This window comes from Escherichia sp. AM3 (genome assembly GCF_032029835.1).
GTDB classification, from domain to species: domain Bacteria; phylum Pseudomonadota; class Gammaproteobacteria; order Enterobacterales; family Enterobacteriaceae; genus Escherichia; species Escherichia coli.
In genome coordinates, this window is sequence record NZ_JAVUPQ010000035.1 from 1 (window position 1) to 22,204 (window position 22,204).

Genomic DNA, 22,204 nt, shown 5'->3' on the forward strand with positions numbered 1-22,204 from the left:
CGTGTCAGTGGTGGCGCATTATAGGGAGTTATTCCGGCCTGACAAGAGGAAATTTAAAATAATTTTCTGACCGCGCATTTTTCATTCTTTGTGCTTATTTCAGCGTCGGTTTGTCGGTTAAATGGGCGATTTCTCGGGCGAAATTCGCCACCTGCTCCCAATCGGTATAGACAACTTCTTTGCGCGTATCCGTTTCACCGCCTGACATCTTCATAATCAGCTTGATCATAAAACGGTCGTACCAGCGATAACGTGGGTAACGCAGCGCCCCGGCAATGACCGCGCAGCGATCGGGACGCCATTGCGAGTTCATCAGAAACTTCCGCGCGTAGCTGTTGGTCTGTGGAGTGCGCTTCTCCGGTTTACGCGCCACCAGGTTTACGGAGTAAAAGGCGCTCGGCATCGAATTCAGCCGCGTCGCATGCTTTTTGACAAATTCCTGGAACGCAGAGTGGTAGTGACCATAGCGAATAGAAGCACCAATGACCACACGGTCGTAGTTTTCCCACTGTGGTTCTTCAATGCGGTGCACATTGGCGACATCCGCCTGGATCCCCAGTTCTTTCAGTTCCGAAGCCAAGTAGGAGGCAATCTCGCGCGTTTGTCCGTCCCTTGTTGAGAAAAGAATTAATGTTTTCACGTATTACTCCATCATTCACGCCAGAAAGTCGGGGTAAAGAGCACCAGCAATGTAAAGACCTCGAGACGACCAAACAGCATGTTGGCAATCAGGATCCATTTAGCCACCGGGTTCATACTGGTAAAGTTATCAGCAACCACGCCAAGCCCCGGCCCCAGGTTATTCAATGTCGCAACAACCGAGGCAAAAGCAGAAAAGTCATCCACGCCCGTGGCGATAATCGCCAGCATACTGACAATAAACACCAATGCATAGGCGGAGAAAAATCCCCAAACGGCTTCGAGGATACGTTCCGGCAGTGCGCGATTCCCCAGCTTAATGCTATAGACGGCGTTCGGATGCACCAGTCGTTTCAGCTCACGGTTCCCCTGCTTAAACAGCAGCAGGATGCGGATCACTTTCAGGCCACCGCCCGTTGACCCGGCACAACCGCCGATAAAAGCTGAACATAAAAGCAGTACCGGCAAAAAGAGCGGCCAGCGGGCAATGCTGTCAGTCGTAAACCCGGCGGTTGTCGCCATCGATACCACCTGGAAAAACGCCTGGTTAATTGTCATCAGCGCCGAACTGTAGACATTATGAAACCACAGTACGAGTGTACAAATAACCACCAGCGTAAACTGTACGCCGATAAACATGCGAAATTCCGGATCGCGCCAATAAACCTTCAGACTACGCCCACTTAACAGTGAAAAGTGCAGACCGTAGTTACAGCCGGAGATCAGCAGGAAGATAGCAATGATAGTGTTAATAGTCGGGCTGTCGAAATAACCGATACTGGCATCATGTGTCGAGAAGCCGCCAATAGCGATAGTCGCAAAGCTATGGCCGATGGCATCAAAGGCATCCATTCCGGCAAACCACAACGCCAGCGCACAGGCGACGGTCAGCAAGACATAAATCAACCACAGGGTTTTCGCCGTTTCCGCAATTCGCGGGCGCATTTTGTTATCTTTCAGCGGGCCGGGCATTTCTGCGCGATAGAGCTGCATCCCACCCACGCCGAGGATAGGCAGTATCGCAACCGCTAACACGATGATCCCCATCCCGCCAAACCATTGCAGCATCTGGCGATAAAAGAGGATGGCATGAGGGAGCGAATCCAGCCCCACCAGCGTAGTGGCCCCGGTGGTGGTCAGGCCAGAGAAAGATTCAAAAAACGCATCGGTAATCGTGAGGTTCGGGCTTTCCGAGAAGATAAAAGGGAGCGCACCGACACTACCCAGCACGGTCCAAAACAGCACCACTATCAGAAACCCCTCACGGGATTTCAGTTCGCCCTTCTCTTTGCGGTTCGGCCACCACAGCATAGAGCCAATGGCGAGGGCGACAAAAAAGGTCTGGGTAAAAGCGCGGCCCGCTCCATCCCGGTAGATGAGTGCTACCAGCCCAGGGATAATCATGGTCCCTGAAAATAAGATGACCAGTAGTCCAACGATTCGGGTAATGGCGCGAAAATGCATCTCTGCCGCTTCCTTAGTTCTGCAAAACGAAGTGGGGATTATTCTTCAATCGCTAACAATTGCAATGAACCACGGCTAAAATCCGCCAGCTTTGCGGAAAATTCAGCCACTTTCGCCGCCGGAAGCGCCACCCGCAGCAGAACGAATGCCTGATAATCACTGTTGATAATTTTGCCGTCACACTGCCCCAGCAACGCTTCAATGCCGGTTAACTGACTATATTCACATTGCAAAGTATATTCGGTTAATGGCGTCTTGCGTTGGGTCGTTAGCTGGCGCAGCGCCTGATTCACGCCGCCGCCATACGCTTTCACTAACCCACCGGTGCCAAGCAATATGCCACCGTAGTAGCGCACTACCACAGCGGTAATTTCCCCGACGCCGCTGCCCATTAGCTGGGCGAGCATCGGTTTACCTGCCGTTCCTGCCGGCTCCCCGTCGTCAGAGAAACCCAGCTGTTGAGAATCATCCGGCGCACCCGCCACCCACGCCACGCAATGGTGGCGGGCATCGGGGTGTTCTGCCCGCACCGATTCAACAAACGCTTTCGCCGCCTCAACGCCATCGGTATGCGCCAACAGTGTTATGAAGCGGCTCTTTTTGATCTCTTCAACGACCGTGACCGGTGCCGCAGGAATTAACCAGCTTTCCATCACGCCAGTTTCAGATCCCGGGTCATGTTTTCCACGTTGTTTTCGTGGATCACCACGTTGTCTTCGATACGAATGCCGCCGAACGGTTTCAGTGCTTCAATTTTCTGCCAGTTGAAGTGCTTGCTGAACTGCCCTTCACGCCACGGTGCCAGTAGCGATTCAATGAAGTAGATACCCGGTTCGATGGTTAACACCATGCCCGGCTGGAGAATACGGGTGCAGCGCAGGTACGGATATTTTGCCGGTGCCGCGAGGTGCGTACCGCTATCATCCTGCATAAAACCGGCGACGTCATGCACCTGCAGGCCCAGCGGATGGCCGATACCGTGCGGCATAAACGGTCCGGTGAGATCGTTTTCGACCATCGCTTCTTCACTCATATCGGTGATGATTTGATGTTTACGCAGCAGTTTGGCGATGCGCTGATGGAACTGGATGTGGTAATCCACATAGCTAACGCCAGCTTTCATGGTCGCGATCAGCGCCAGTTGTTCATCATTTACGTCTTTCACCAGCTGTGCGTAATCGTTGTCACTTTTTGCCGACCAGGTACGGGTCAGGTCAGCCGCATAGCCGTTATATTCGGCCCCGGCATCCAGCAGGAAGCTGCGCATCTCTTCCGGCGCCTGATGATCCAGTTTGGTGTAATGCAGCACCGCAGCGTGTTCGTTAAGCGCCACAATGTTGCTGTAAGGTACGTCGGTATCACGATGACCGGTCGCGGTCAGATAGGCAATGTTGATATCGAACTCGCTCATGCCAGAACGGAACGCTTCTTCTGCCGCACGATGACCGTTGACCGCCATTTTCTGCGCTTCACGCATACAGGCCAGTTCGTACTCGGTTTTGAAGGAGCGATAGTAATGCAGGTAGTCGATAACCCCTTTCGGGTTGATGTTGCTGGCCTCAATACCCAGTTGCAGCGCACGCTCCGGCACCGGACCGATATAACCGATATTGCCGCGCGCAGCGGGCAGCAGGCTACCAATGCCATCGGCTTTCGGCAGTGCGATCACTTCCACATCTTCAGTCCAGAAGGAGGTCGGCAGCGGTTCGACGTTGTGCCAGTAATCAACCGGCAGATAGAACCACAGTTTCGGCTTGTTCACGCCATCCACCAGCAACCAGCAGTTTGGCACCTGAGTTACCGGCACCCACGCTTTGAATTGCGGGTTCACTTTAAACGGATAGGGATGATCGTCGAGAAAAACATTGAACAGCTCGCCGGAGTGAATAAGTAACGCATCCAGCTTGAAGCGCGCCAGCGCATCGCGAGTCCGTTCCTGTAAGGTAGCTATATGATTTTTATAGAGCGAGGCCAGTGATTCCATTTTTTACCCTTCTGTTTTTTTGACCTTAAGTCTCCGCATCTTAGCACATCGTTCATCCAGAGCGTGATTTCTGCCGAGCGTGATCAGATCGGCATTTCTTTAATCTTTTGTTTGCATATTTTTAACACAAAATACACACTTCGACTCATCTGGTACGACCAGATCACCTTGCGGATTCAGGAGACTGACATGCTTTACAAAGGCGACACCCTGTACCTTGACTGGCTGGAAGATGGCATTGCCGAACTGGTATTTGATGCCCCAGGTTCAGTTAATAAACTCGACACTGCGACCGTCGCCAGCCTCGGCGAGGCCATCGGCGTGCTGGAACAGCAATCAGATCTAAAAGGGCTGCTGCTACGTTCGAACAAAGCAGCCTTTATCGTCGGTGCTGATATCACCGAATTTTTGTCCCTGTTCCTCGTTCCTGAAGAACAGTTAAGTCAGTGGCTGCACTTTGCCAATAGCGTGTTTAATCGCCTGGAAGATCTGCCGGTGCCGACCATTGCTGCCGTCAATGGCTATGCGCTGGGCGGTGGCTGCGAATGCGTGCTGGCGACCGATTATCGTCTGGCGACGCCGGATCTGCGCATCGGTCTGCCGGAAACCAAACTGGGCATCATGCCGGGCTTTGGCGGTTCTGTACGTATGCCACGTATGCTGGGCGCTGACAGTGCGCTGGAAATCATTGCCGCCGGTAAAGATGTCGGCGCGGATCAGGCGCTGAAAATCGGTCTGGTGGATGGCGTAGTCAAAGCAGAAAAACTGATTGAAGGGGCGATGGCGATTTTACGCCAGGCCATTAACGGCGACCTCGACTGGAAAGCGAAACGTCAGCCGAAGCTGGAACCGCTAAAACTGAGCAAGATTGAAGCCACCATGAGCTTCACCATCGCTAAAGGGATGGTCGCACAAACGGCGGGGAAACATTATCCGGCCCCCATCACCGCAGTAAAAACCATTGAAGCTGCGGCCCGTTTTGGTCGTGAAGAAGCCCTAAACCTGGAAAACAAAAGTTTTGTCCCGCTGGCGCATACCAACGAAGCTCGCGCACTGGTCGGCATATTCCTTAACGATCAATATGTAAAAGGCAAAGCGAAGAAACTCACCAAAGACGTTGAAACCCCGAAACAGGCCGCTGTGCTGGGCGCAGGCATTATGGGCGGCGGCATCGCTTACCAGTCTGCGTGGAAAGGCGTGCCGGTTGTCATGAAAGATATCAACGACAAGTCGTTAACCCTCGGCATGACCGAAGCCGCGAAACTGCTGAACAAGCAGCTTGAGCGCGGCAAGATCGATGGTCTGAAACTGGCTGGCGTGATCTCCACAATCCACCCAACGCTCGACTACGCCGGGTTTGACCGCGTGGATGTTGTGGTAGAAGCGGTTGTTGAAAACCCGAAAGTGAAAAAAGCCGTACTGGCAGAAACCGAACAAAAAGTACGCCAGGATACCGTGCTGGCGTCTAACACTTCAACCATTCCTATCAGCGAACTGGCCAACGCGCTGGAACGTCCGGAAAACTTCTGCGGGATGCACTTCTTTAACCCGGTGCACCGGATGCCGTTGGTAGAAATTATTCGCGGCGAGAAAAGCTCCGACGAAACCATCGCGAAAGTCGTCGCATGGGCGAGCAAGATGGGCAAGACGCCGATTGTGGTCAACGACTGCCCCGGCTTCTTCGTTAACCGTGTACTGTTCCCCTACTTCGCCGGATTCAGCCAGTTGCTGCGCGACGACGCAGACTTCCGCAAGATCGACAAAGTGATGGAAAAACAGTTTGGCTGGCCGATGGGTCCGGCATACCTGCTGGACGTTGTGGGGATTGATACCGCGCATCACGCTCAGGCTGTCATGGCAGCAGGCTTCCCGCAGCGGATGCAGAAAGATTACCGCGATGCCATCGACGCGCTGTTTGATGCCAACCGCTTTGGTCAGAAGAACGGCCTCGGTTTCTGGCGTTATAAAGAAGACAGCAAAGGTAAGCCGAAGAAAGAAGAAGACGCCGCCGTTGAAGACCTGCTGGCAGAAGTGAGCCAGCCGAAGCGCGATTTCAGCGAAGAGGAGATTATCGCCCGCATGATGATCCCGATGGTCAACGAAGTGGTGCGCTGTCTGGAGGAAGGCATTATCGCCACTCCGGCGGAAGCGGATATGGCGCTGGTCTACGGCCTGGGCTTCCCTCCGTTCCACGGCGGCGCGTTCCGCTGGCTGGACACCCTCGGTAGCGCAAAATACCTCGATATGGCACAGCAATATCAGCACCTCGGCCCGCTGTATGAAGTGCCGGAAGGTCTGCGTAATAAAGCGCGTCATAACGAACCGTACTATCCTCCGGTTGAGCCAGCCCGTCCGGTTGGCGACCTGAAAACGGCTTAAGGAGTCACAATGGAACAGGTTGTCATTGTCGATGCAATTCGCACCCCGATGGGCCGTTCGAAGGGCGGTGCTTTTCGTAACGTGCGTGCAGAAGATCTCTCCGCTCATTTAATGCGTAGCCTGCTGGCGCGTAACCCGGCGCTGGAAGCGGCGGCCCTCGACGATATTTACTGGGGTTGTGTGCAGCAGACGCTGGAGCAGGGTTTTAACATCGCCCGTAACGCGGCGCTGCTGGCAGAAGTACCACACTCTGTCCCGGCGGTTACCGTCAATCGCTTGTGTGGTTCATCCATGCAGGCACTGCATGACGCAGCACGGATGATTATGACCGGCGATGCGCAGGCATGTCTGGTTGGCGGCGTGGAGCATATGGGCCATGTGCCGATGAGTCACGGCGTCGATTTTCACCCCGGCCTGAGCCGCAATGTCGCCAAAGCGGCGGGCATGATGGGCTTAACAGCAGAAATGCTGGCGCGTATGCACGGTATCAGCCGTGAAATGCAGGATGCCTTTGCCGCGCGATCGCACGCTCGTGCCTGGGCCGCCACGCAGTCGGCCGCATTTAAAAATGAAATCATCCCGACCGGTGGTCACGATGCCGACGGCGTCCTGAAGCAGTTTAATTACGACGAAGTGATTCGCCCGGAAACCACCGTGGAAGCCCTCGCCACGCTGCGTCCGGCGTTTGATCCAGTAAACGGTACGGTAACGGCGGGCACATCTTCTGCACTTTCCGATGGCGCAGCTGCCATGCTGGTGATGAGTGAAAGCCGCGCCCATGAATTAGGTCTTAAGCCGCGCGCTCGTGTGCGTTCGATGGCGGTCGTTGGTTGTGACCCATCGATTATGGGTTACGGCCCGGTTCCGGCCTCAAAGCTGGCGCTGAAAAAAGCGGGGCTTTCTGCCAGCGATATCGGCGTGTTTGAGATGAACGAAGCCTTTGCCGCGCAGATCCTGCCGTGCATTAAAGATCTCGGGCTAATGGAGCAGATTGACGAGAAGATCAACCTCAATGGTGGCGCGATCGCGCTGGGTCATCCGCTGGGTTGTTCCGGTGCGCGTATCAGCACCACGCTGCTGAATCTGATGGAGCGCAAAGACGTTCAGTTTGGTCTGGCGACGATGTGTATCGGTCTGGGTCAGGGTATTGCGACGGTGTTTGAGCGGGTTTAACCACTTGCCGGATGCGGCGTGAACGCCTTATCCGGTCTACAGATCCGGCACCAATGTAGGCCTGATAAGACGCGCCAGCGTCGCATCAGGCATCGTGCACCAATTGCCGGATGCGGCGTAAACGCCTTATCCGGCCTACGGTTCGGACTATTTGTAGGCACGATAAGACGCGACAGCGTCGCATCGGGCATGGTTTGCCAGATACGTCATAGATCTAAATGCCACTGAATAAAGTTTTAGTTGCCGTTCTTCCCGCCTGTCAGGGGCGGGTTTTTTTATATCTCAGATAAATGCAAACGCATCGCCAAACAGGCGATCTTCCCGCGCATTACGCTCACTGCAAAACAGGTCACGGGCAATTTTCGCCATCTCAAAACGTCCGGCAATATAGATATCATGCTCTGCCAGCGTACCATGATCCTGCAATACCGCCGTTAACACGGTACCAGTACGCCCACGCCAGCCTGCTTCCGGTTGTTCAACCACCGGCACCACTTGCAGACCAGGGTGCTTTAACGAAAGCGCCTCAAGCTCGCAGAGATCATACAGATGCTGCTCTTCACGCCCGCCCCAGTAAATGGTGATATCACGGTTTGGGTTACGCGCCAACGCTGTCAGCAAAATCGAGCGGGCATAAGAGAACCCGGTGCCGCCCGCAATCAAAATCATCGGACGCTCTTCATCATCGCGCAGCCACGCTTCTCCGTGGGGAATATCGACCACGATTTGATGATCTTTGAGGATGCGGTCCATGACTGCTTTCGCGTAAAGGTTGATTTCAGAAGCGCCAATATGCAGCTCGATAAACCCTTTTTCATCCGGCGTCGAGGCCATTGAGAACGGACGTTTGTCGCGCTCATCCATCACTACCATCAAATACTGACCAGCACGAAAAGAAAAGGCCGCGTCTGGCACGATGCGGACACGATATACGGTATCCGTGATAGCTTCTACCGAGGTCACTTTACAGCTTAAGGTTGTCATGCGCTTTCTCTGTCGGATCGATAAATAGGGCAAAACAAACGCGCATCAGGCGCTTTTACCGTTGTTAAAAATAGCCAGTTCATCCCAGATGGCGTCAATATGCGCGACAACATCTGGATCTTTTTTGATGGGACGTCCCCATTCACGCTGGGTTTCCCCCGGCCATTTATTCGTGGCATCCAGCCCCATTTTTGAACCCAGCCCGGAGACAGGCGAGGCAAAATCCAGATAATCAATAGGCGTATTTTCTACCAGAACAGTATCCCGCGCCGGGTCCATACGGGTGGTAATCGCCCAAATCACATCGTTCCAGTCGCGTGCGTTGACGTCATCATCGCAAACGATCACAAATTTAGTGTACATAAACTGGCGTAAGAACGACCAGACGCCCATCATGACGCGCTTCGCGTGTCCGGCGTACTGTTTTTTGATCGTCACTACCGCCAGACGATAAGAACAGCCTTCCGGCGGCAGGTAAAAATCGACAATTTCCGGGAACTGTTTTTGCAGAATCGGTACAAACACTTCGTTCAACGCCACGCCCAGTACCGCGGGCTCATCTGGCGGACGCCCGGTATAGGTGGAATGGTAAATCGCATCTTCACGCTGGGTAATATGCGTCACGGTAAACACCGGGAAACTATCGACTTCATTATAGTAACCTGTGTGGTCACCATACGGCCCTTCCGGCGCCATCTCACCAGGATCGATATACCCTTCCAGGACGATTTCGGCACTGGCTGGCACTTCGAGGTCATTGGAAATACACTTTACTACTTCGGTTTTGGTGCCGCGTAGCAATCCGGCAAACGCATACTCTGAAAGCGTATCCGGAACGGGGGTGACTGCACCGAGAATCGTGGCAGGATCGGCACCCAGCGCCACAGAAACCGGGAAACGTTCGCCCGGATGCGCCGCACACCACTCCTGATAATCCAGCGCGCCGCCGCGATGCGACAGCCAGCGCATAATCAGTTTGTTTTTACCAATCAGCTGCTGGCGATAAATGCCCAGATTCTGCCGCTCTTTATGCGGGCCGCGCGTCACTGTCAGCCCCCAGGTAATCAGCGGTGCGGCATCTTCCGGCCAGCAGGTCATAATGGGAATGCGATTGAGATCGACGTCATCGCCAGAGACGATTTTTTGTTGGCAGGGCGCACCACGCAGCCGCTTTGTCGGCATGTTCAATACTTGCTTAAACTGCGGCAGTTTATCAAACAGGTCGCGGAAACCTTTTGGCGGCTCCGGCTCTTTCAGAAACGCCAATAATTTACCAACTTCACGCAGCGCCGAAACATCTTCCTGCCCCATGCCCATCGCCACGCGCTTTGGCGTACCGAACAGGTTGCACAGCACCGGCATTGAGTAGCCTTTAGGGTTTTCGAACAACAGCGCAGGCCCACCGGCACGCAAAGTGCGGTCAGCAATTTCAGTGATTTCCAGATGCGGATCCACCGGGAGCGTGATACGTTTTAGCTCACCCTGCTGTTCAAGCAGCGTCAGGAAGTCGCGTAAATCGTTATATTTCATGGCGTCCATTGTAGCCTCTTAATCTACGCCCATTATACGGCGTTCATCTTTGCGATGCTGTAAATTTGTTAAATTAGCGTGAACTCTGACGGTATAACGCAAACCGGGGAATATAATTAACTTAGCGTAAAGCTTTTGCTATCCTTGCGCCCCGATTAAACGGATAAGAGTCATTATGCAATCCTGGTATTTACTGTACTGCAAGCGCGGGCAACTTCAACGTGCCCAGGAACACCTCGAAAGACAGGCTGTGAATTGCCTGGCACCGATGATCACCCTGGAAAAAATCGTGCGTGGAAAACGTACTGCAGTCAGTGAGCCATTGTTCCCCAACTACCTGTTTGTGGAATTTGATCCAGAAGTGATTCATACCACGACTATCAACGCGACCCGCGGTGTCAGCCACTTCGTGCGCTTTGGCGCGTCGCCAGCGATAGTCCCATCGGCGGTTATTCATCAGCTATCGGTATATAAACCGAAAGACATTGTCGATCCGGCAACCCCTTATCCGGGTGATAAGGTGATTATTACCGAAGGCGCGTTCGAAGGCTTTCAGGCCATTTTCACCGAACCCGATGGTGAGGCTCGCTCCATGCTATTGCTTAATCTTATTAATAAAGAGATTAAGCACAGTGTGAAGAATACCGAGTTCCGCAAACTCTAAAACGCAATCCCAAACAGTGTTTTGACATTAGCATCCGTGGTGGCAGCCAGCCATGCGGCATCTTCTCCACGCCAGTGCGCAATACGTTGCAAAATATGGGGCAGATGGGCTGGCTCGTTGCGCCGGGATGATGGCTTTGGCGTGAGATCGCGAGGGAGCAGATACGGCGCATCAGTTTCGATCAGTAATTTTTCCGCCGGAATCAACGGCAAAAGTTCCCGCAGCTCCAGTCCGCGTCGTTCATCGCAAACCCAACCGGTAATGCCGATATAAATTCCATGCGCCACGCACGCCTGCATCTCTTCGCGTGTGCCGGTAAAGCAATGAAGAACCGCACCAGGCAGTTTATCCAGCCACGGCTCCAGCAATGTCATAAACCGCTCGTGGGCATCGCGACAGTGCATAAATACCGGCATGTTTAAATCTGCGGCAATGCGTAGCTGGGCAACAAAAGCGCGTTCCTGCTCTTCCTGCGTCGAAAAGTTGCGGTTAAAGTCGAGACCACATTCACCAATCGCCACCACTTCTGGCTGCGCGGCCAGCTCAATAATCGCTTCTTCAGTCGCAGCTTGCCACTGGCTGCTGTCGTGAGGATGTACGCCCGCCGTTGACCAACAGGACGAATACTGACGCGCCAGCTTTTGCGCCTGCTGGCTTTCACGCAGGTTAGTGCCGGTGATGAGTAGCCCATTAACTCCCGCGTCAAAAGCGCACGCTACAACATCATCACGGTCTTTCGCAAATTGCGAACTGGTCAAATTAACGCCGATATCAAACATCCTGTACTCCATATGACAACCGCCCTGACGGGCGGTTGAATTTATTCTTCAGTTTTTTCGCTTTCTGCTTCAGCGTCGTTTTCCTCTTCCCGATTTCGCCCTTTACCAACGTAAAAGCGTGAGAAGAAGACACCGATTTCAAACAGACAGTACATCGGGATCGCCAACAGCGTTTGCGAGAAGACATCCGGCGGCGTCAGCAACATCCCGACAACGAATGCACCAACCAGCACATACGGGCGTTTTTTGCGTAAGTCTTCTGGCGAGGTAATCCCCATCCAGCACAGCAGCACAATTGCTACCGGCACTTCAAAGGAGACACCAAACGCCATAAACAGCGCCATAACGAAGCTTAAATAGCTGGCGATGTCGGTGGATACCTGCACCCCTTCCGGCGCGGTATTGGCAAGGAAGCCAAATGCCAGCGGAAAGACCACAAAGTAGGCGAATGCCATGCCGATATAAAACAGCAGAGAGCTGGAAACCAGCAGCGGCACCACCAGGCGACGTTCATGCTTATACAGCGCTGGGGCGATAAATGCCCACACCTGATAGAGAATCACCGGCGCTGACAGAATCAGCGACACCATAAAGGTCAGCTTGATCGGCGTAAAGAACGGCGAGGCCACGTCGGTGGCGATCATCGTTGAACCTTGCGGCAACTGCTTGATCAATGGCGCGGATACCAGGTGATAGATGTCATTGGCGAAATAGACCAGACACAGGAATATCACGATCACCGCGATAATGCAGTTCAGCAGACGCTTACGCAGCTCAATCAGATGCGTGATAAGCGGTTGAGTATCTTCTACAGACATGTTTACGGTTTATCACTCGACGAAGGGGAAGGTGCAGCGGTTTTCGGTTCAGCGTCCGCAGCAGGTTTTACCACCGGCTCTGGCGTGGTTTCTGGCTTCTGTTCCGGCGAACTGGCCTGCGTTTGTGCAGCGGCAGGCGTTACGCCCTCATGCGCAGCTTCATTATCTTTCACCACCGGGTTATGGATGGTGTGCGCTTCATCGCTCGCCTTTTCAGGATCGTTTGCAACGTAGGAACGCTTCATCGACTCCGCGGCCTGGCGTAGTTCATCCATCGACGCTTTCAGTTCGGGCGTCAGGTTAGTGAGGCTCGCCTTTTCAACCTTTTTCAGACTGTCCTGAAACTCCTGGAGTTTTAACTCCTGGGTCAGTTCGTTCTGCACCGTTGTCGCCAGTGAACGCAACGCGCGAATCCAGCCCGCTACCGTTTTTACCGCCACAGGCAGTCGTTGCGGCCCCAGAACGACGAGGCCGATGATGAACACCAATAGCAGTTCGCTAAAACCGATATCAAACACGGATTACACCTGCTCTTTATCGTGGCGCTTCGCGTCTTCTGTTTTAGCCTGTTCCTGATTCGTATCCGCCTGCTTATCGGCGATAGTTTTCGCAGTAAAATCAGCATCCTGACTGGTTTTATCCTGCTTTGGTTCATCATCGCTCATTGCTTTTTTAAAGCCTTTGATCGACGCACCAAGATCGGAACCGATGGAGCCGAGCTTTTTGGTGCCAAAAAGCAGTACAACGATGACGGCAATAATCAATAACTGCCAAATACTGATACCACCCATACATGTTCCTCTGTGGTAGATGATGATTAAACAAAGCCGCATTATACGTTACACGGCCCGCCTTGAGCGATGAAAAAATCAGCGTGTTTTGCGCCAACCGACAAACCAGGCGATCAGACCACCTGCCATTAACCAGCCGGGCATCAGCCCCCATTCAGGTCGGCTGACCAACAAGAATGTGCCACTTAATACTAACGTAGCGCCAATTCCGAGAAAATAACGCGATTGTCCCTGACGTACATGATTTGACTGAAGCTCGCGGGCAATCTTATCAACACTGTGCTGTAAATACTTGCCCTGGCGCAAACTGTCGTAAACCAATTCAGGCAGTTCTGGCATTTTTTCGACCCAGAACGGCGCTTTTTCTTTAAATGCTCTCACCAGCGCAGGAATACCGACCTGATCTTTAATCCACGACTCCAGGAAAGGCTTCGCCGTTTTCCATAAATCGAGTTGCGGATAAAGCTGGCGTCCTACCCCTTCGACGTAGAGCAGGGTTTTCTGGAGTAACACCAGTTGCGGCTGCACTTCCATATTGAAGCGACGCGCCGTATTAAACAGATTTAACAGTACATGTCCAAACGAAATTTCGGCCAGCGGTTTCTCAAAGATAGGTTCACAGACCGTACGAATGGCAAATTCGAACTCTTCAACGTTGGTATCTGGTGGCACCCAGCCAGAATCGACGTGTAGCTCTGCCACTTTGCGATAGTCGCGATTAAAGAAGGCGATAAAGTTTTCTGCCAGATAGCGTTTATCTTCTTTGTTTAGCGAGCCAACAATCCCGCAATCAATGCCGATATATTTCGGGTTTTCCGGGTGTTCATAGCTTACGAAGATGTTGCCAGGGTGCATATCGGCATGGAAAAAGCTGTCGCGAAAGACCTGAGTGAAGAACACCTGCACGCCGCGTTCCGCCAGCAATTTCATGTTAGTGCCGTTTTTCTCCAGCGCCGCAACATCAGACACCGGAATGCCGTAAATGCGCTCCATCACCATCATCCCTTCACTACAATAGTCAGGGTAAACTTCCGGGATGTAGAGCATCGGGCTGTCTTCAAAATTGCGCCGAAGCTGAATGGCGTTGGCAGATTCCCGCAGCAAATTCAGTTCATCAATCAATGTCTTTTCGTACTCGCGCACCACTTCGGTTGGGCGCAGACGGCGACCATCCGGCAGCAAACGCGGCACCCAGCGAGCCAGACGGTAGATAAGTTTCAGATCCGCTTTAATAACCGGCAAAATATCCGGGCGGATGACTTTAATCACCACCTCTTTACCATTCGATTTCAATCGCGCGGTATGAACCTGGGCGATAGAAGCAGAAGCCAGCGGCTTGATTTCAAAATCGTCAAACCACGCTTCTACCGGCAAGCCGCCCATTGCAGCTTCAATCTGCTGCTTCGCCAGCTTGCCATCAAACGGAGCAACTTTGTCCTGCAATAACGCCAGCTGATCGGCAATATGCGGTGGAAAAAGATCGCGGCGGGTTGATAACATTTGCCCGAACTTGATCCAAACCGGCCCCAGTTCTTGCAGGGCCAGTCGTAGTCGCTCACCTAAAAGTTTGTCTTTATGCCGATTTGGCATCCAGAATAATGAGTATCGCCATAGCCGTAGCGGCAGGGTGATACGCATTTTGGGGATCAGTTCATCAAGTCCGTAGCTTAAAAAAGTGCGAATGATGAAATATAGGCGCCGTACTTCACCTGGCGTCATTTAGCCTCCAGTTTTTCCAGCCGTTTGGTCAGGGCATCAACAGCACGCTCGACGGCAGCCGTCTCTTCCGCAAACCAGGCCACTTCAAGCGGACCGGGTGCCATACGCCACTCTTCAGTAATGGCTTCCGCCACATAACGTTGCTGGCGCTTAATGCCGTGATGCAGGAACTTTGCGCCTCCGCGCATGGCTTTGCTGATTCCTTCAGCGGCGATATCACCGGTATAAGGGGCCAGCAGTTCCGCAGGGTCGAACTCTGCCAGATCTGCCAGCGCAACGAAGTTTTGCACCACCTGAATATCGCCCTGCACTTCCAGCTCACCACTGCGAATCAGTGCGGTAAGCTGCTGGCGATCGCGAAGTTTCGGCAACACACTGGCGTAGGCGATAACGGTGCAGTCAGCATCGCCTGCCCATTCGCCCAGTACATCAACCTGGCGTTCGCTGAACACCAGAATCAATGACGTCGAAAAGCCTTTTACCTCCACGCGCAATACTTTACCCAGCAGACGCGAGCGGGCCGTTTTCAGCGCGGGTGAGCGATACAGGAAGGTGTTGAGCAGACTTTCAATTCCTGCCGTCACTAAAGGTTTAAAAGGCATTTCCGGTCTCCTATCAGAACTTATAACCACGATGCAGCGCCACAACCCCTGCCGTCAGATTGTAGTAGTCGACACTTTCGAATCCGGCATCCTGCATCATGGCTTTCAGGGTATCCTGATCGGGATGCATACGGATGGATTCTGCCAGATAACGGTAGCTGTCGGCGTCGTTCGCGACCAGTGAGCCAATACGCGGCAGCACATGGAAGGAGTATGCATCATAGGCTTTGCTCAGCGGCTCGATAATTGGCTTCGAGAACTCAAGCACCAGCAGGCGGCCGCCGGGTTTCAGCACGCGATACATTGAACGCAGTGCTTTATCTTTGTCGGTGACGTTACGCAGACCAAACGAAATGGTGATGCAATCAAAGGTGTTATCCGGGAACGGCAGCGCCTCAGCGTTCGCCTGAACATACTCAACGTTGCCAATCACACCGATATTACGCAGCTTCTCGCGGCCCATTTTGAGCATGGATTCATTGATATCAGCAAGGACCACTTTGCCAGTTTCTCCGACCAGGCGGGAGAATTTCGCTGTCAGGTCGCCGGTGCCACCAGCCAGATCCAGCACGGTCTGCCCACGGCGTACGCCGCTGCAATCAATCGTGAATCGCTTCCACAAACGATGAATACCAAATGACATCAAATCATTCATGACATCGTATTTTGATGCCACGGAATGGAAAACGTGGGCGACCATATCCGCTTTTTGTTCCTTCGCGACGGTCTGAAAACCAAAGTGCGTCGTTTCTTGTGACTTATCCACCATCTCAATGCCTGCTCATCAAAAAATTGTTCCAGAAGTGTAACAGATTGGGCGTCGATGCCCTAGATTTCTACCCGGCTTAACTACTCCCAATGGGCTAGCGCGACTGCTGATTATATTCATCATCGCGTTGATAAGCTTCATCATTCGGCTGCTCCGGAACCGACCGAAGTCGATACTCTTCATCCTGGCTCACCGCCTGTTCAGCCAAATCCGGATTAATCTCGCGTTTAATTTCTACTCCTAAACCGCGAAACGCTTCTGCCTGCGCCAGCACATTTCCGCGCCCTGAAGAGAGTTTTTTCATTGCCTGCCGATAATTATCCTGCGCTTTGTCGAGACTTTGACCAATCGCGGACATGTCATCGATGAACAAACGCATCTTGTCGTACAGCTTGCTGGCACGATCGGCGATTTGCTGGGCGTTGCGGCTTTGATGCTCATAACGCCACAGGTTGGCGATAGTGCGCAGCGCCACCAGCAGCGTAGTCGGGCTAACCAGCATGATGTTGTTTTTCAACGCTTCGGTGATCAGCTCCGGCTGGCGGTCAAGCGCCAGTAAAAAAGCGGGTTCAACGGGAATAAACATCAGCACGTAATCCAGAGTTCGCAGCCCCGGCAGCTGTTGATAATCTTTGCGTCCCAGCAAACGGATATGGTTACGCACCGACGCGATATGTTCCTGTAGCGCGCTTTCGCGGGTGTAGTCGTCTTCGGCGTTAAAATAGCGTTCATAGGCGACCAGCGTCATTTTGGCGTCGATCACCACATCTTTTCCCTGCGGCAGGCGCACGATGACATCCGGCTGCATCCGCGAGCGGGCGTCATTTTCGATGCTGACCTGGGTTTCATATTCATACCCTTCACGCAGACCGGAAGCCTCCAGCACCCGCGTCAATACTACCTCGCCCCAGTTGCCCTGGGTTTTATTGTCGCCTTTCAGCGCGCGCGTCAGGTTGATCGCTTCCTGGGCCATTTGCGCGTTGAGTTGCTGGAGATTGCGAATTTCGTGGGTCAGGGTATGGCGTTCTTGTGCTTCTTTACCGAAGCTGTCCTGAACCTGACGGCGGAAACCGTCCAGTTGTTCACGTAGCGGCGACAACAGGCTGTTCAGACTCTGACGGTTTTGCTCATCAACCCGGCGATTGCTGTGCTCAAAAATACGGTTGGCGAGGTTTTCAAACTGCTCACTGAGGCGCTGCTCGCTGTTAATCATCTGGCGAATTTTATCGTCAGCATGTTGCTGTGCGGCTTCCATCCGCGTGGTTACTTCACGCAGATCGGCCTCCAGAGAGGTGTTAATACTTTGCAGGCTGCGCACTTCGTTATTGAGTAACTCGCACTCTGCACGCCAGTGCTCGCTTTGGGTAATTTGTTGTTTTGCCGCGCTTAACTCCGCGACCATCTCTTCACGTTCAGCTAATTGCTCGGCTTTTTGCTGCGCATGTTGATAACTGGCAAACAGCCAGCCAATTGCCACACCCACCAACGCAATAACTGCGTAAACCATGATTGAGAAATCCACAACGCCTCCTGACGCAACAACTTACCCGCACAAAATAGAATTGTGCTGTACAAACGTCCAGTTGGAAAGGCATTTCCTGCGAGGCGCTACGCAAAAATACAAAAGGCCGAACGCGTCGGCCTTCAGACAGGAGAAGAGAATTACAGCAGACGACGCGCCGCTTCCACCACGATTTTCACCGCATGGCTTTCGGTTTGTTTCATCGTCTCAGCATTCGGGATCTCTTGCTGGGTGCGGTTAACGATAACACCCGCTACCATACCGGCACGCAGGCCCTGACTTGCACACATGGTCAGCAGGGTTGCAGATTCCATTTCATAGTTCATTACGCCCATCGCCTGCCACTCTTCCATAGAACCTTTAAAGTGACGAACTACGCGACCAGAGTAAGTATCGTAACGTTCCTGACCTGGGTAGAAGGTATCAGAAGAAGCTGTCACGCCAACGTGAGTTGTCGCGCCAATGGATTTCGCAGCTTCAACCAGCGCAGTCGTACATTCGAAATCAGCGACAGCCGGGAATTCCAGCGGTGCGAAGTGCAGGCTCGCGCCATCCAGACGGACAGACGCCGTGGTAACCAGGACATCACCCACATTAATATGCGGCTGAATAGCGCCCGTTGTACCGATACGCAGGAAGGTGCGAATGCCCAGCTGTGCCAGCTCTTCAACAGCAATAGAGGTAGACGGGCCGCCGATACCGGTAGAGCAGACGATAACAGGTTTACCATCCAGCTCTGCACGCCAGGTAGTGAATTCGCGGTGAGATGCCAGCTTAACCGGCTTATCCATCAGCGCGGCGATCTTTTCCACACGATCCGGGTCGCCAGGGACGATGGCAAGCGTAGCCCCTTGTAAATCGTTTTTAGTGAGGCCGAGATGAAAAACATCAGACTTGGACATATACAACTCCTCTGTGAATCGGTTTAGTCAGAAGAAGCAAAAAGACACTTTACCGAAGGGTTTAACATTTTTTCGTGATACTCATCACCATGACGCAAATGCGTTGCATAAATTTACCCACCAAAAGTGATGCAAATCACATAAATCACCCTTCATTCTGCAGGACTGCATAAAAGATGAGCCGATTCAGGCAATGTGATTTGTTGCATGCTGACTATAGTTAACATTGCGCAACATTTTTATAAGGGTACGGAGAATACCATGGCAACAACACAACAATCTGGATTTGCACCTGCTGCATCGCCTCTCGCTTCGACCATCGTTCAGACCCCGGACGACGCGATTGTGGCGGGCTTCACCTCTATCCCTTCACAAGGGGATAACATGCCTGCTTACCATGCCAGACCAAAGCAAAGCGATGGCCCACTGCCAGTGGTCATTGTAGTGCAGGAAATTTTTGGCGTGCATGAACATATCCGCGACATTTGTCGCCGTCTGGCGCTGGAGGGGTATCTGGCTATCGCACCTGAACTTTACTTCCGCGAAGGCGATCCGAATGATTTTGCCGATATCCCCACGTTGCTTAGCGGTCTGGTAGCAAAAGTGCCTGACTCGCAGGTGCTGGCCGATCTCGATCATGTCGCCAGTTGGGCTTCCCGCAACGGCGGCGATGTTCATCGTTTAATGATCACCGGATTCTGCTGGGGTGGACGTATCACCTGGCTGTATGCCGCGCATAATCCACAGCTAAAAGCCGCAGTGGCGTGGTACGGCAAACTGACGGGCGACAAGTCGCTGAATTCACCGAAACAACCTGTTGATATCGCAACCGATCTTAACGCGCCGATTCTCGGCTTATATGGTGGTCAGGATAACAGCATTCCGCAGGAGAGCGTTGAAACCATGCGCCAGGCGCTGCGGGCTGCTAATGCGAAAGCAGAGATTATCGTGTACCCGGACGCCGGGCATGCATTCAACGCTGATTATCGCCCGAGCTATCATGCCGCATCTGCAGAAGATGGCTGGCAGCGTATGCTGGAATGGTTTAAGCAGTATGGTGGGAAGAAGTCGCTGTAATGAGAAAAGACCGGGTGGTATTACCACCCGGTTTGGATTTTACCCCCGACGCAAGTTCTGCGCCGCCTGCACCATGTTCGCCAGTGCCGCGCGGGTTTCTGGCCAGCCGCGCGTTTTCAGGCCACAGTCCGGGTTGACCCACAGGCGCTCTGCCGGAATGCGTTTTGCCGCTTTCTTCAGCAAGGCTTCAATCCATTCCACGCTCGGTACGTTTGGCGAGTGAATGTCATAGACGCCAGGACCGATTTCATTTGGATAATCAAACTCTTCAAACGACTCCAGCAACTCCATGTCGGAACGCGAGGTTTCGATGGTGATGACGTCTGCGTCCAGCGCCGCAATCGAATCCATGATGTCGTTGAACTCGCAATAACACATGTGAGTGTGGATTTGTGTGTCATCTTTCGCCACGGCGGCGTTGATACGGAAGGCCTCTACGCCCCACTGGAGATACGCATCCCAGTCGCTACGACGCAGCGGTAAACCTTCGCGCAGCGCCGGTTCGTCAATCTGGATGATGCCAATTCCAGCGGCTTCCAGATCGGCCACTTCATCACGCAGCGCCAGCGCAATCTGTTTGGCGATGGTTTCACGGCTGACATCTTCACGCGGGAACGACCAGCAGAGTATGGTCACCGGCCCCGTCAGCATCCCTTTCACCGGTTTGTCGGTCAGCGATTGCGCATACTTCGCCCACTCCACGGTAATCGGTGCCGGGCGGCTAATGTCACCAATGACAATCGGTGGCTTCACGCAGCGGGAACCGTAGCTCTGTACCCAACCGTTTTGCGTAAAGACAAATCCGTCGAGGTGCTCGCCAAAGTATTCCACCATGTCATTACGCTCGGCCTCGCCATGTACCAGCACATCCAGTCCCAAACGTTCCTGCTCAACAATGGCCTGCTTGATATGTTCCGCAATGCCCGTGCGGTAGTTGTTGGCGTCGAGATTGCCCTTTTTGAAATCCAGACGCAGGGTACGAATTTCCGTGGTTTGCGGGAAGGAACCAATCGTGGTGGTCGGCCACGCTGGCAGTTTAAAACGCGCACGCTGGGCTTCAGCACGCACTTCATAGACATTCGCACGCTGGCTGTCCTGGGCGGTGATCGCCGCCAGACGCTTTTCTACCGCCGGATTATGTACGCGGGTAGAGTGACGACGTGCCTGAATCGGGGCGCTCCACTCTGCCAGAGCTGCCGTGTCACCACTGTTCAGCGCATCGCGCAGCAGTGCCAGTTCATGGCATTTTTGTAGGGCGAAGGCAAACCAGCTTTTCACTTCTGCATCAAGACGCGTTTCCACGCTCAGGTCGATGGGGCTGTGCAGCAACGAGCAGGAAGATGCCACCCACAAATCACGTTTGCCGACAATGTCCTTAATTTGCGCATATTTCTCGGTAAGATCGGCGCGCCAGACGTTACGACCATTGATCAGACCCGCAGACAGCAACCAGTCAGAAGGCAGGCGCTTGTGCAGTTCAGCAACGTCATCTTTACCATGTACGAGGTCAACATGCAGACCCTGAACAGGCAGCGCAGTAATCGTGTCGAGATTTGGCGTTACGCCTTCAAAATAGGTGGTCAGCAGCAGTTTCACCTGTCCCTGGAGCGCGTCGTAAGCGGGTTTGTATGCGTCCAGCCACGCCTGTGGTAGTTCCAGTACCAGCGCGGGTTCATCAATCTGTACCCACTCGATGCCGCGTTTCGCCAGTTCTGCCAGCACTTGCTGATAAACCGGCAGAATGTCGTTCAGCAGGCTAAGGCGGTCAAACTGTTCACCTTTCACTTTCCCCAGCCACAGGTAAGTAACCGGCCCCAGCAGCACAGGCTTAACGTTGTGGCCCAGCGCCAGCGCCTCGTCCACTTCCTCCAGCAGCTGCGTCCAGGTCAGTTTGAACTGTTGGCCTTTAACGAACTCCGGCACCATGTAGTGATAGTTGGTGTTAAACCATTTGGTCATTTCCGCTGCCGCCGCAGGTTCGCCAGTCGGCGCACGTCCACGACCAATACGGAACAGGGTGTCGATATCTACCGAACCGTCTTTGTTCTGATGACGTGGCGGAACATTACCCAGCAGCAAACTGGTGGTCAGTACATGATCGTACCAGGCAAAATCGCCCACCGGCAGCAGGTCGATACCCGCTTGCTTTTGTTGATCCCAGTGACGAGCACGCAGTTCACGCCCTACTGTCAGCAGTTCTTCACGCGTGGAGTTCCCCGCCCAATAACTTTCTTGCGCTTTTTTCAGCTCGCGACGCAGGCCAACGCGAGGGAAACCGAGGGTGTGATTAAGAATTGTCATTATATGCCCCTTATGGAATTTTTAGTATTTAGCCGTCCAGATGTTTACACATCCATAATTGGCGGTTACTGTATATTCCTCAAGCGCAAATTATTCATGCCGAAGTG

Annotated in this window: 20 protein-coding genes; 4 read left to right on the forward strand and 16 right to left on the reverse strand. The window is 53.2% G+C overall.

All coding sequences use genetic code 11. The features are described 5' to 3' along the window. Nucleotides 1-94 precede the first annotated feature (94 nt). From hemG to pepQ, 4 genes are read right to left on the reverse strand one after another with little or no spacing between them, the layout of a single operon-like run. Nucleotides 95-640 carry a menaquinone-dependent protoporphyrinogen IX dehydrogenase gene (gene hemG, locus RTW80_RS13780; protein WP_000853959.1) on the reverse strand — a complete coding sequence of 182 codons (546 nt, stop codon included), beginning with the start codon at nt 638-640 and terminating at the stop codon, nt 95-97. Nucleotides 641-651: 11 nt separating this feature from the next. Next, nucleotides 652-2,103: a Trk system potassium transporter TrkH gene (trkH, locus tag RTW80_RS13785; RefSeq protein WP_000545677.1), complete on the reverse strand. Its 1,452-nt coding sequence runs from the start codon at nt 2,101-2,103 to the stop codon at nt 652-654. A gap of 38 nt (nt 2,104-2,141) precedes the next feature. Beyond that, nucleotides 2,142-2,756: an IMPACT family protein gene (locus tag RTW80_RS13790; RefSeq protein ID WP_001295262.1), complete on the reverse strand. Its 615-nt coding sequence runs from the start codon at nt 2,754-2,756 to the stop codon at nt 2,142-2,144. Continuing rightward, on the reverse strand, nt 2,756-4,087 hold the full coding sequence (pepQ, locus tag RTW80_RS13795) for a Xaa-Pro dipeptidase (protein ID WP_000444561.1): 1,332 nt from the start codon (nt 4,085-4,087) through the stop codon (nt 2,756-2,758). Before pepQ ends, RTW80_RS13790 begins: the two co-directional genes overlap by 1 nt. 189 nt (nt 4,088-4,276) lie before the next feature. Between pepQ and fadB the strand changes: the two genes are divergently transcribed. Next, on the forward strand, nt 4,277-6,466 hold the full coding sequence (fadB, locus tag RTW80_RS13800; RefSeq protein WP_312719348.1) for a fatty acid oxidation complex subunit alpha FadB: 2,190 nt from the start codon (nt 4,277-4,279) through the stop codon (nt 6,464-6,466). Nucleotides 6,467-6,475: 9 nt separating this feature from the next. Further along, nucleotides 6,476-7,639, forward strand: coding sequence for an acetyl-CoA C-acyltransferase FadA (gene fadA, locus RTW80_RS13805; RefSeq protein ID WP_000438729.1), 1,164 nt, complete (start codon nt 6,476-6,478; stop codon nt 7,637-7,639). A gap of 282 nt (nt 7,640-7,921) precedes the next feature. On the opposite strand, the gene fre is transcribed toward fadA, so the two are convergent. Both fre and ubiD read right to left on the reverse strand, forming a co-directional pair. Continuing rightward, nucleotides 7,922-8,623 carry an NAD(P)H-flavin reductase gene (gene fre / locus RTW80_RS13810; RefSeq protein WP_000209826.1) on the reverse strand — a complete coding sequence of 234 codons (702 nt, stop codon included), beginning with the start codon at nt 8,621-8,623 and terminating at the stop codon, nt 7,922-7,924. Between the two features lie 45 nt (nt 8,624-8,668). Further along, nucleotides 8,669-10,162: a 4-hydroxy-3-polyprenylbenzoate decarboxylase gene (ubiD, locus tag RTW80_RS13815; protein WP_000339796.1), complete on the reverse strand. Its 1,494-nt coding sequence runs from the start codon at nt 10,160-10,162 to the stop codon at nt 8,669-8,671. Nucleotides 10,163-10,328: 166 nt separating this feature from the next. Between ubiD and rfaH the strand changes: the two genes are divergently transcribed. Beyond that, nucleotides 10,329-10,817 (forward strand): transcription/translation regulatory transformer protein RfaH, encoded by a 489-nt coding sequence (gene rfaH / locus RTW80_RS13820; protein ID WP_001192396.1) that lies wholly within the window; start codon nt 10,329-10,331, stop codon nt 10,815-10,817. Here rfaH and tatD read toward each other — a convergent pair. From tatD to udp, 9 genes are all read right to left on the reverse strand, one after another. Next, nucleotides 10,814-11,596 (reverse strand): 3'-5' ssDNA/RNA exonuclease TatD, encoded by a 783-nt coding sequence (tatD, locus tag RTW80_RS13825; RefSeq protein ID WP_032247440.1) that lies wholly within the window; start codon nt 11,594-11,596, stop codon nt 10,814-10,816. The genes rfaH and tatD overlap by 4 nt on opposite strands. Before the next feature lie 41 nt (nt 11,597-11,637). Beyond that, complete coding sequence (tatC, locus tag RTW80_RS13830) at nt 11,638-12,414, reverse strand: Sec-independent protein translocase subunit TatC (protein ID WP_000109943.1); 777 nt, start codon at nt 12,412-12,414, stop codon at nt 11,638-11,640. Nucleotides 12,415-12,416: 2 nt separating this feature from the next. After that, a complete protein-coding gene (gene tatB / locus RTW80_RS13835) occupies nt 12,417-12,932 on the reverse strand; it encodes a Sec-independent protein translocase protein TatB (protein ID WP_000459594.1) in 516 nt (171 codons plus the stop codon). A gap of 3 nt (nt 12,933-12,935) precedes the next feature. Continuing rightward, nucleotides 12,936-13,205 (reverse strand): Sec-independent protein translocase subunit TatA, encoded by a 270-nt coding sequence (gene tatA / locus RTW80_RS13840; RefSeq protein ID WP_001295260.1) that lies wholly within the window; start codon nt 13,203-13,205, stop codon nt 12,936-12,938. Nucleotides 13,206-13,283: 78 nt separating this feature from the next. Continuing rightward, the gene (gene ubiB, locus RTW80_RS13845) at nt 13,284-14,924 is read right to left on the reverse strand and encodes a ubiquinone biosynthesis regulatory protein kinase UbiB (RefSeq protein WP_000187530.1); all 1,641 of its coding nucleotides are present in this window, start codon (nt 14,922-14,924) and stop codon (nt 13,284-13,286) included. Continuing rightward, nucleotides 14,921-15,526, reverse strand: a complete 606-nt coding sequence (gene ubiJ, locus RTW80_RS13850) for a ubiquinone biosynthesis protein UbiJ (RefSeq protein WP_001295259.1) — start codon at nt 15,524-15,526, stop codon at nt 14,921-14,923. The genes ubiB and ubiJ overlap by 4 nt, the downstream gene beginning before the upstream one ends. Before the next feature lie 13 nt (nt 15,527-15,539). Then, complete coding sequence (gene ubiE / locus RTW80_RS13855; RefSeq protein WP_000227958.1) at nt 15,540-16,295, reverse strand: bifunctional demethylmenaquinone methyltransferase/2-methoxy-6-polyprenyl-1,4-benzoquinol methylase UbiE; 756 nt, start codon at nt 16,293-16,295, stop codon at nt 15,540-15,542. A gap of 94 nt (nt 16,296-16,389) precedes the next feature. Continuing rightward, nucleotides 16,390-17,817 (reverse strand): DNA recombination protein RmuC, encoded by a 1,428-nt coding sequence (gene rmuC / locus RTW80_RS13860; protein WP_000347714.1) that lies wholly within the window; start codon nt 17,815-17,817, stop codon nt 16,390-16,392. 140 nt (nt 17,818-17,957) lie between these two features. Next, nucleotides 17,958-18,719: a uridine phosphorylase gene (udp, locus tag RTW80_RS13865; RefSeq protein WP_000045177.1), complete on the reverse strand. Its 762-nt coding sequence runs from the start codon at nt 18,717-18,719 to the stop codon at nt 17,958-17,960. Between the two features lie 261 nt (nt 18,720-18,980). Here udp and RTW80_RS13870 point away from each other — a divergent pair, with 261 nt between their 5' ends. Continuing rightward, a complete protein-coding gene (locus RTW80_RS13870) occupies nt 18,981-19,796 on the forward strand; it encodes a dienelactone hydrolase family protein (RefSeq protein ID WP_001336442.1) in 816 nt (271 codons plus the stop codon). A 39-nt stretch (nt 19,797-19,835) separates the two neighbouring features. Here RTW80_RS13870 and metE read toward each other — a convergent pair whose 3' ends face one another. Further along, a complete protein-coding gene (metE, locus tag RTW80_RS13875) occupies nt 19,836-22,097 on the reverse strand; it encodes a 5-methyltetrahydropteroyltriglutamate--homocysteine S-methyltransferase (RefSeq protein WP_000153967.1) in 2,262 nt (753 codons plus the stop codon). Between the last annotated feature and the right edge of the window lie 107 nt (nt 22,098-22,204).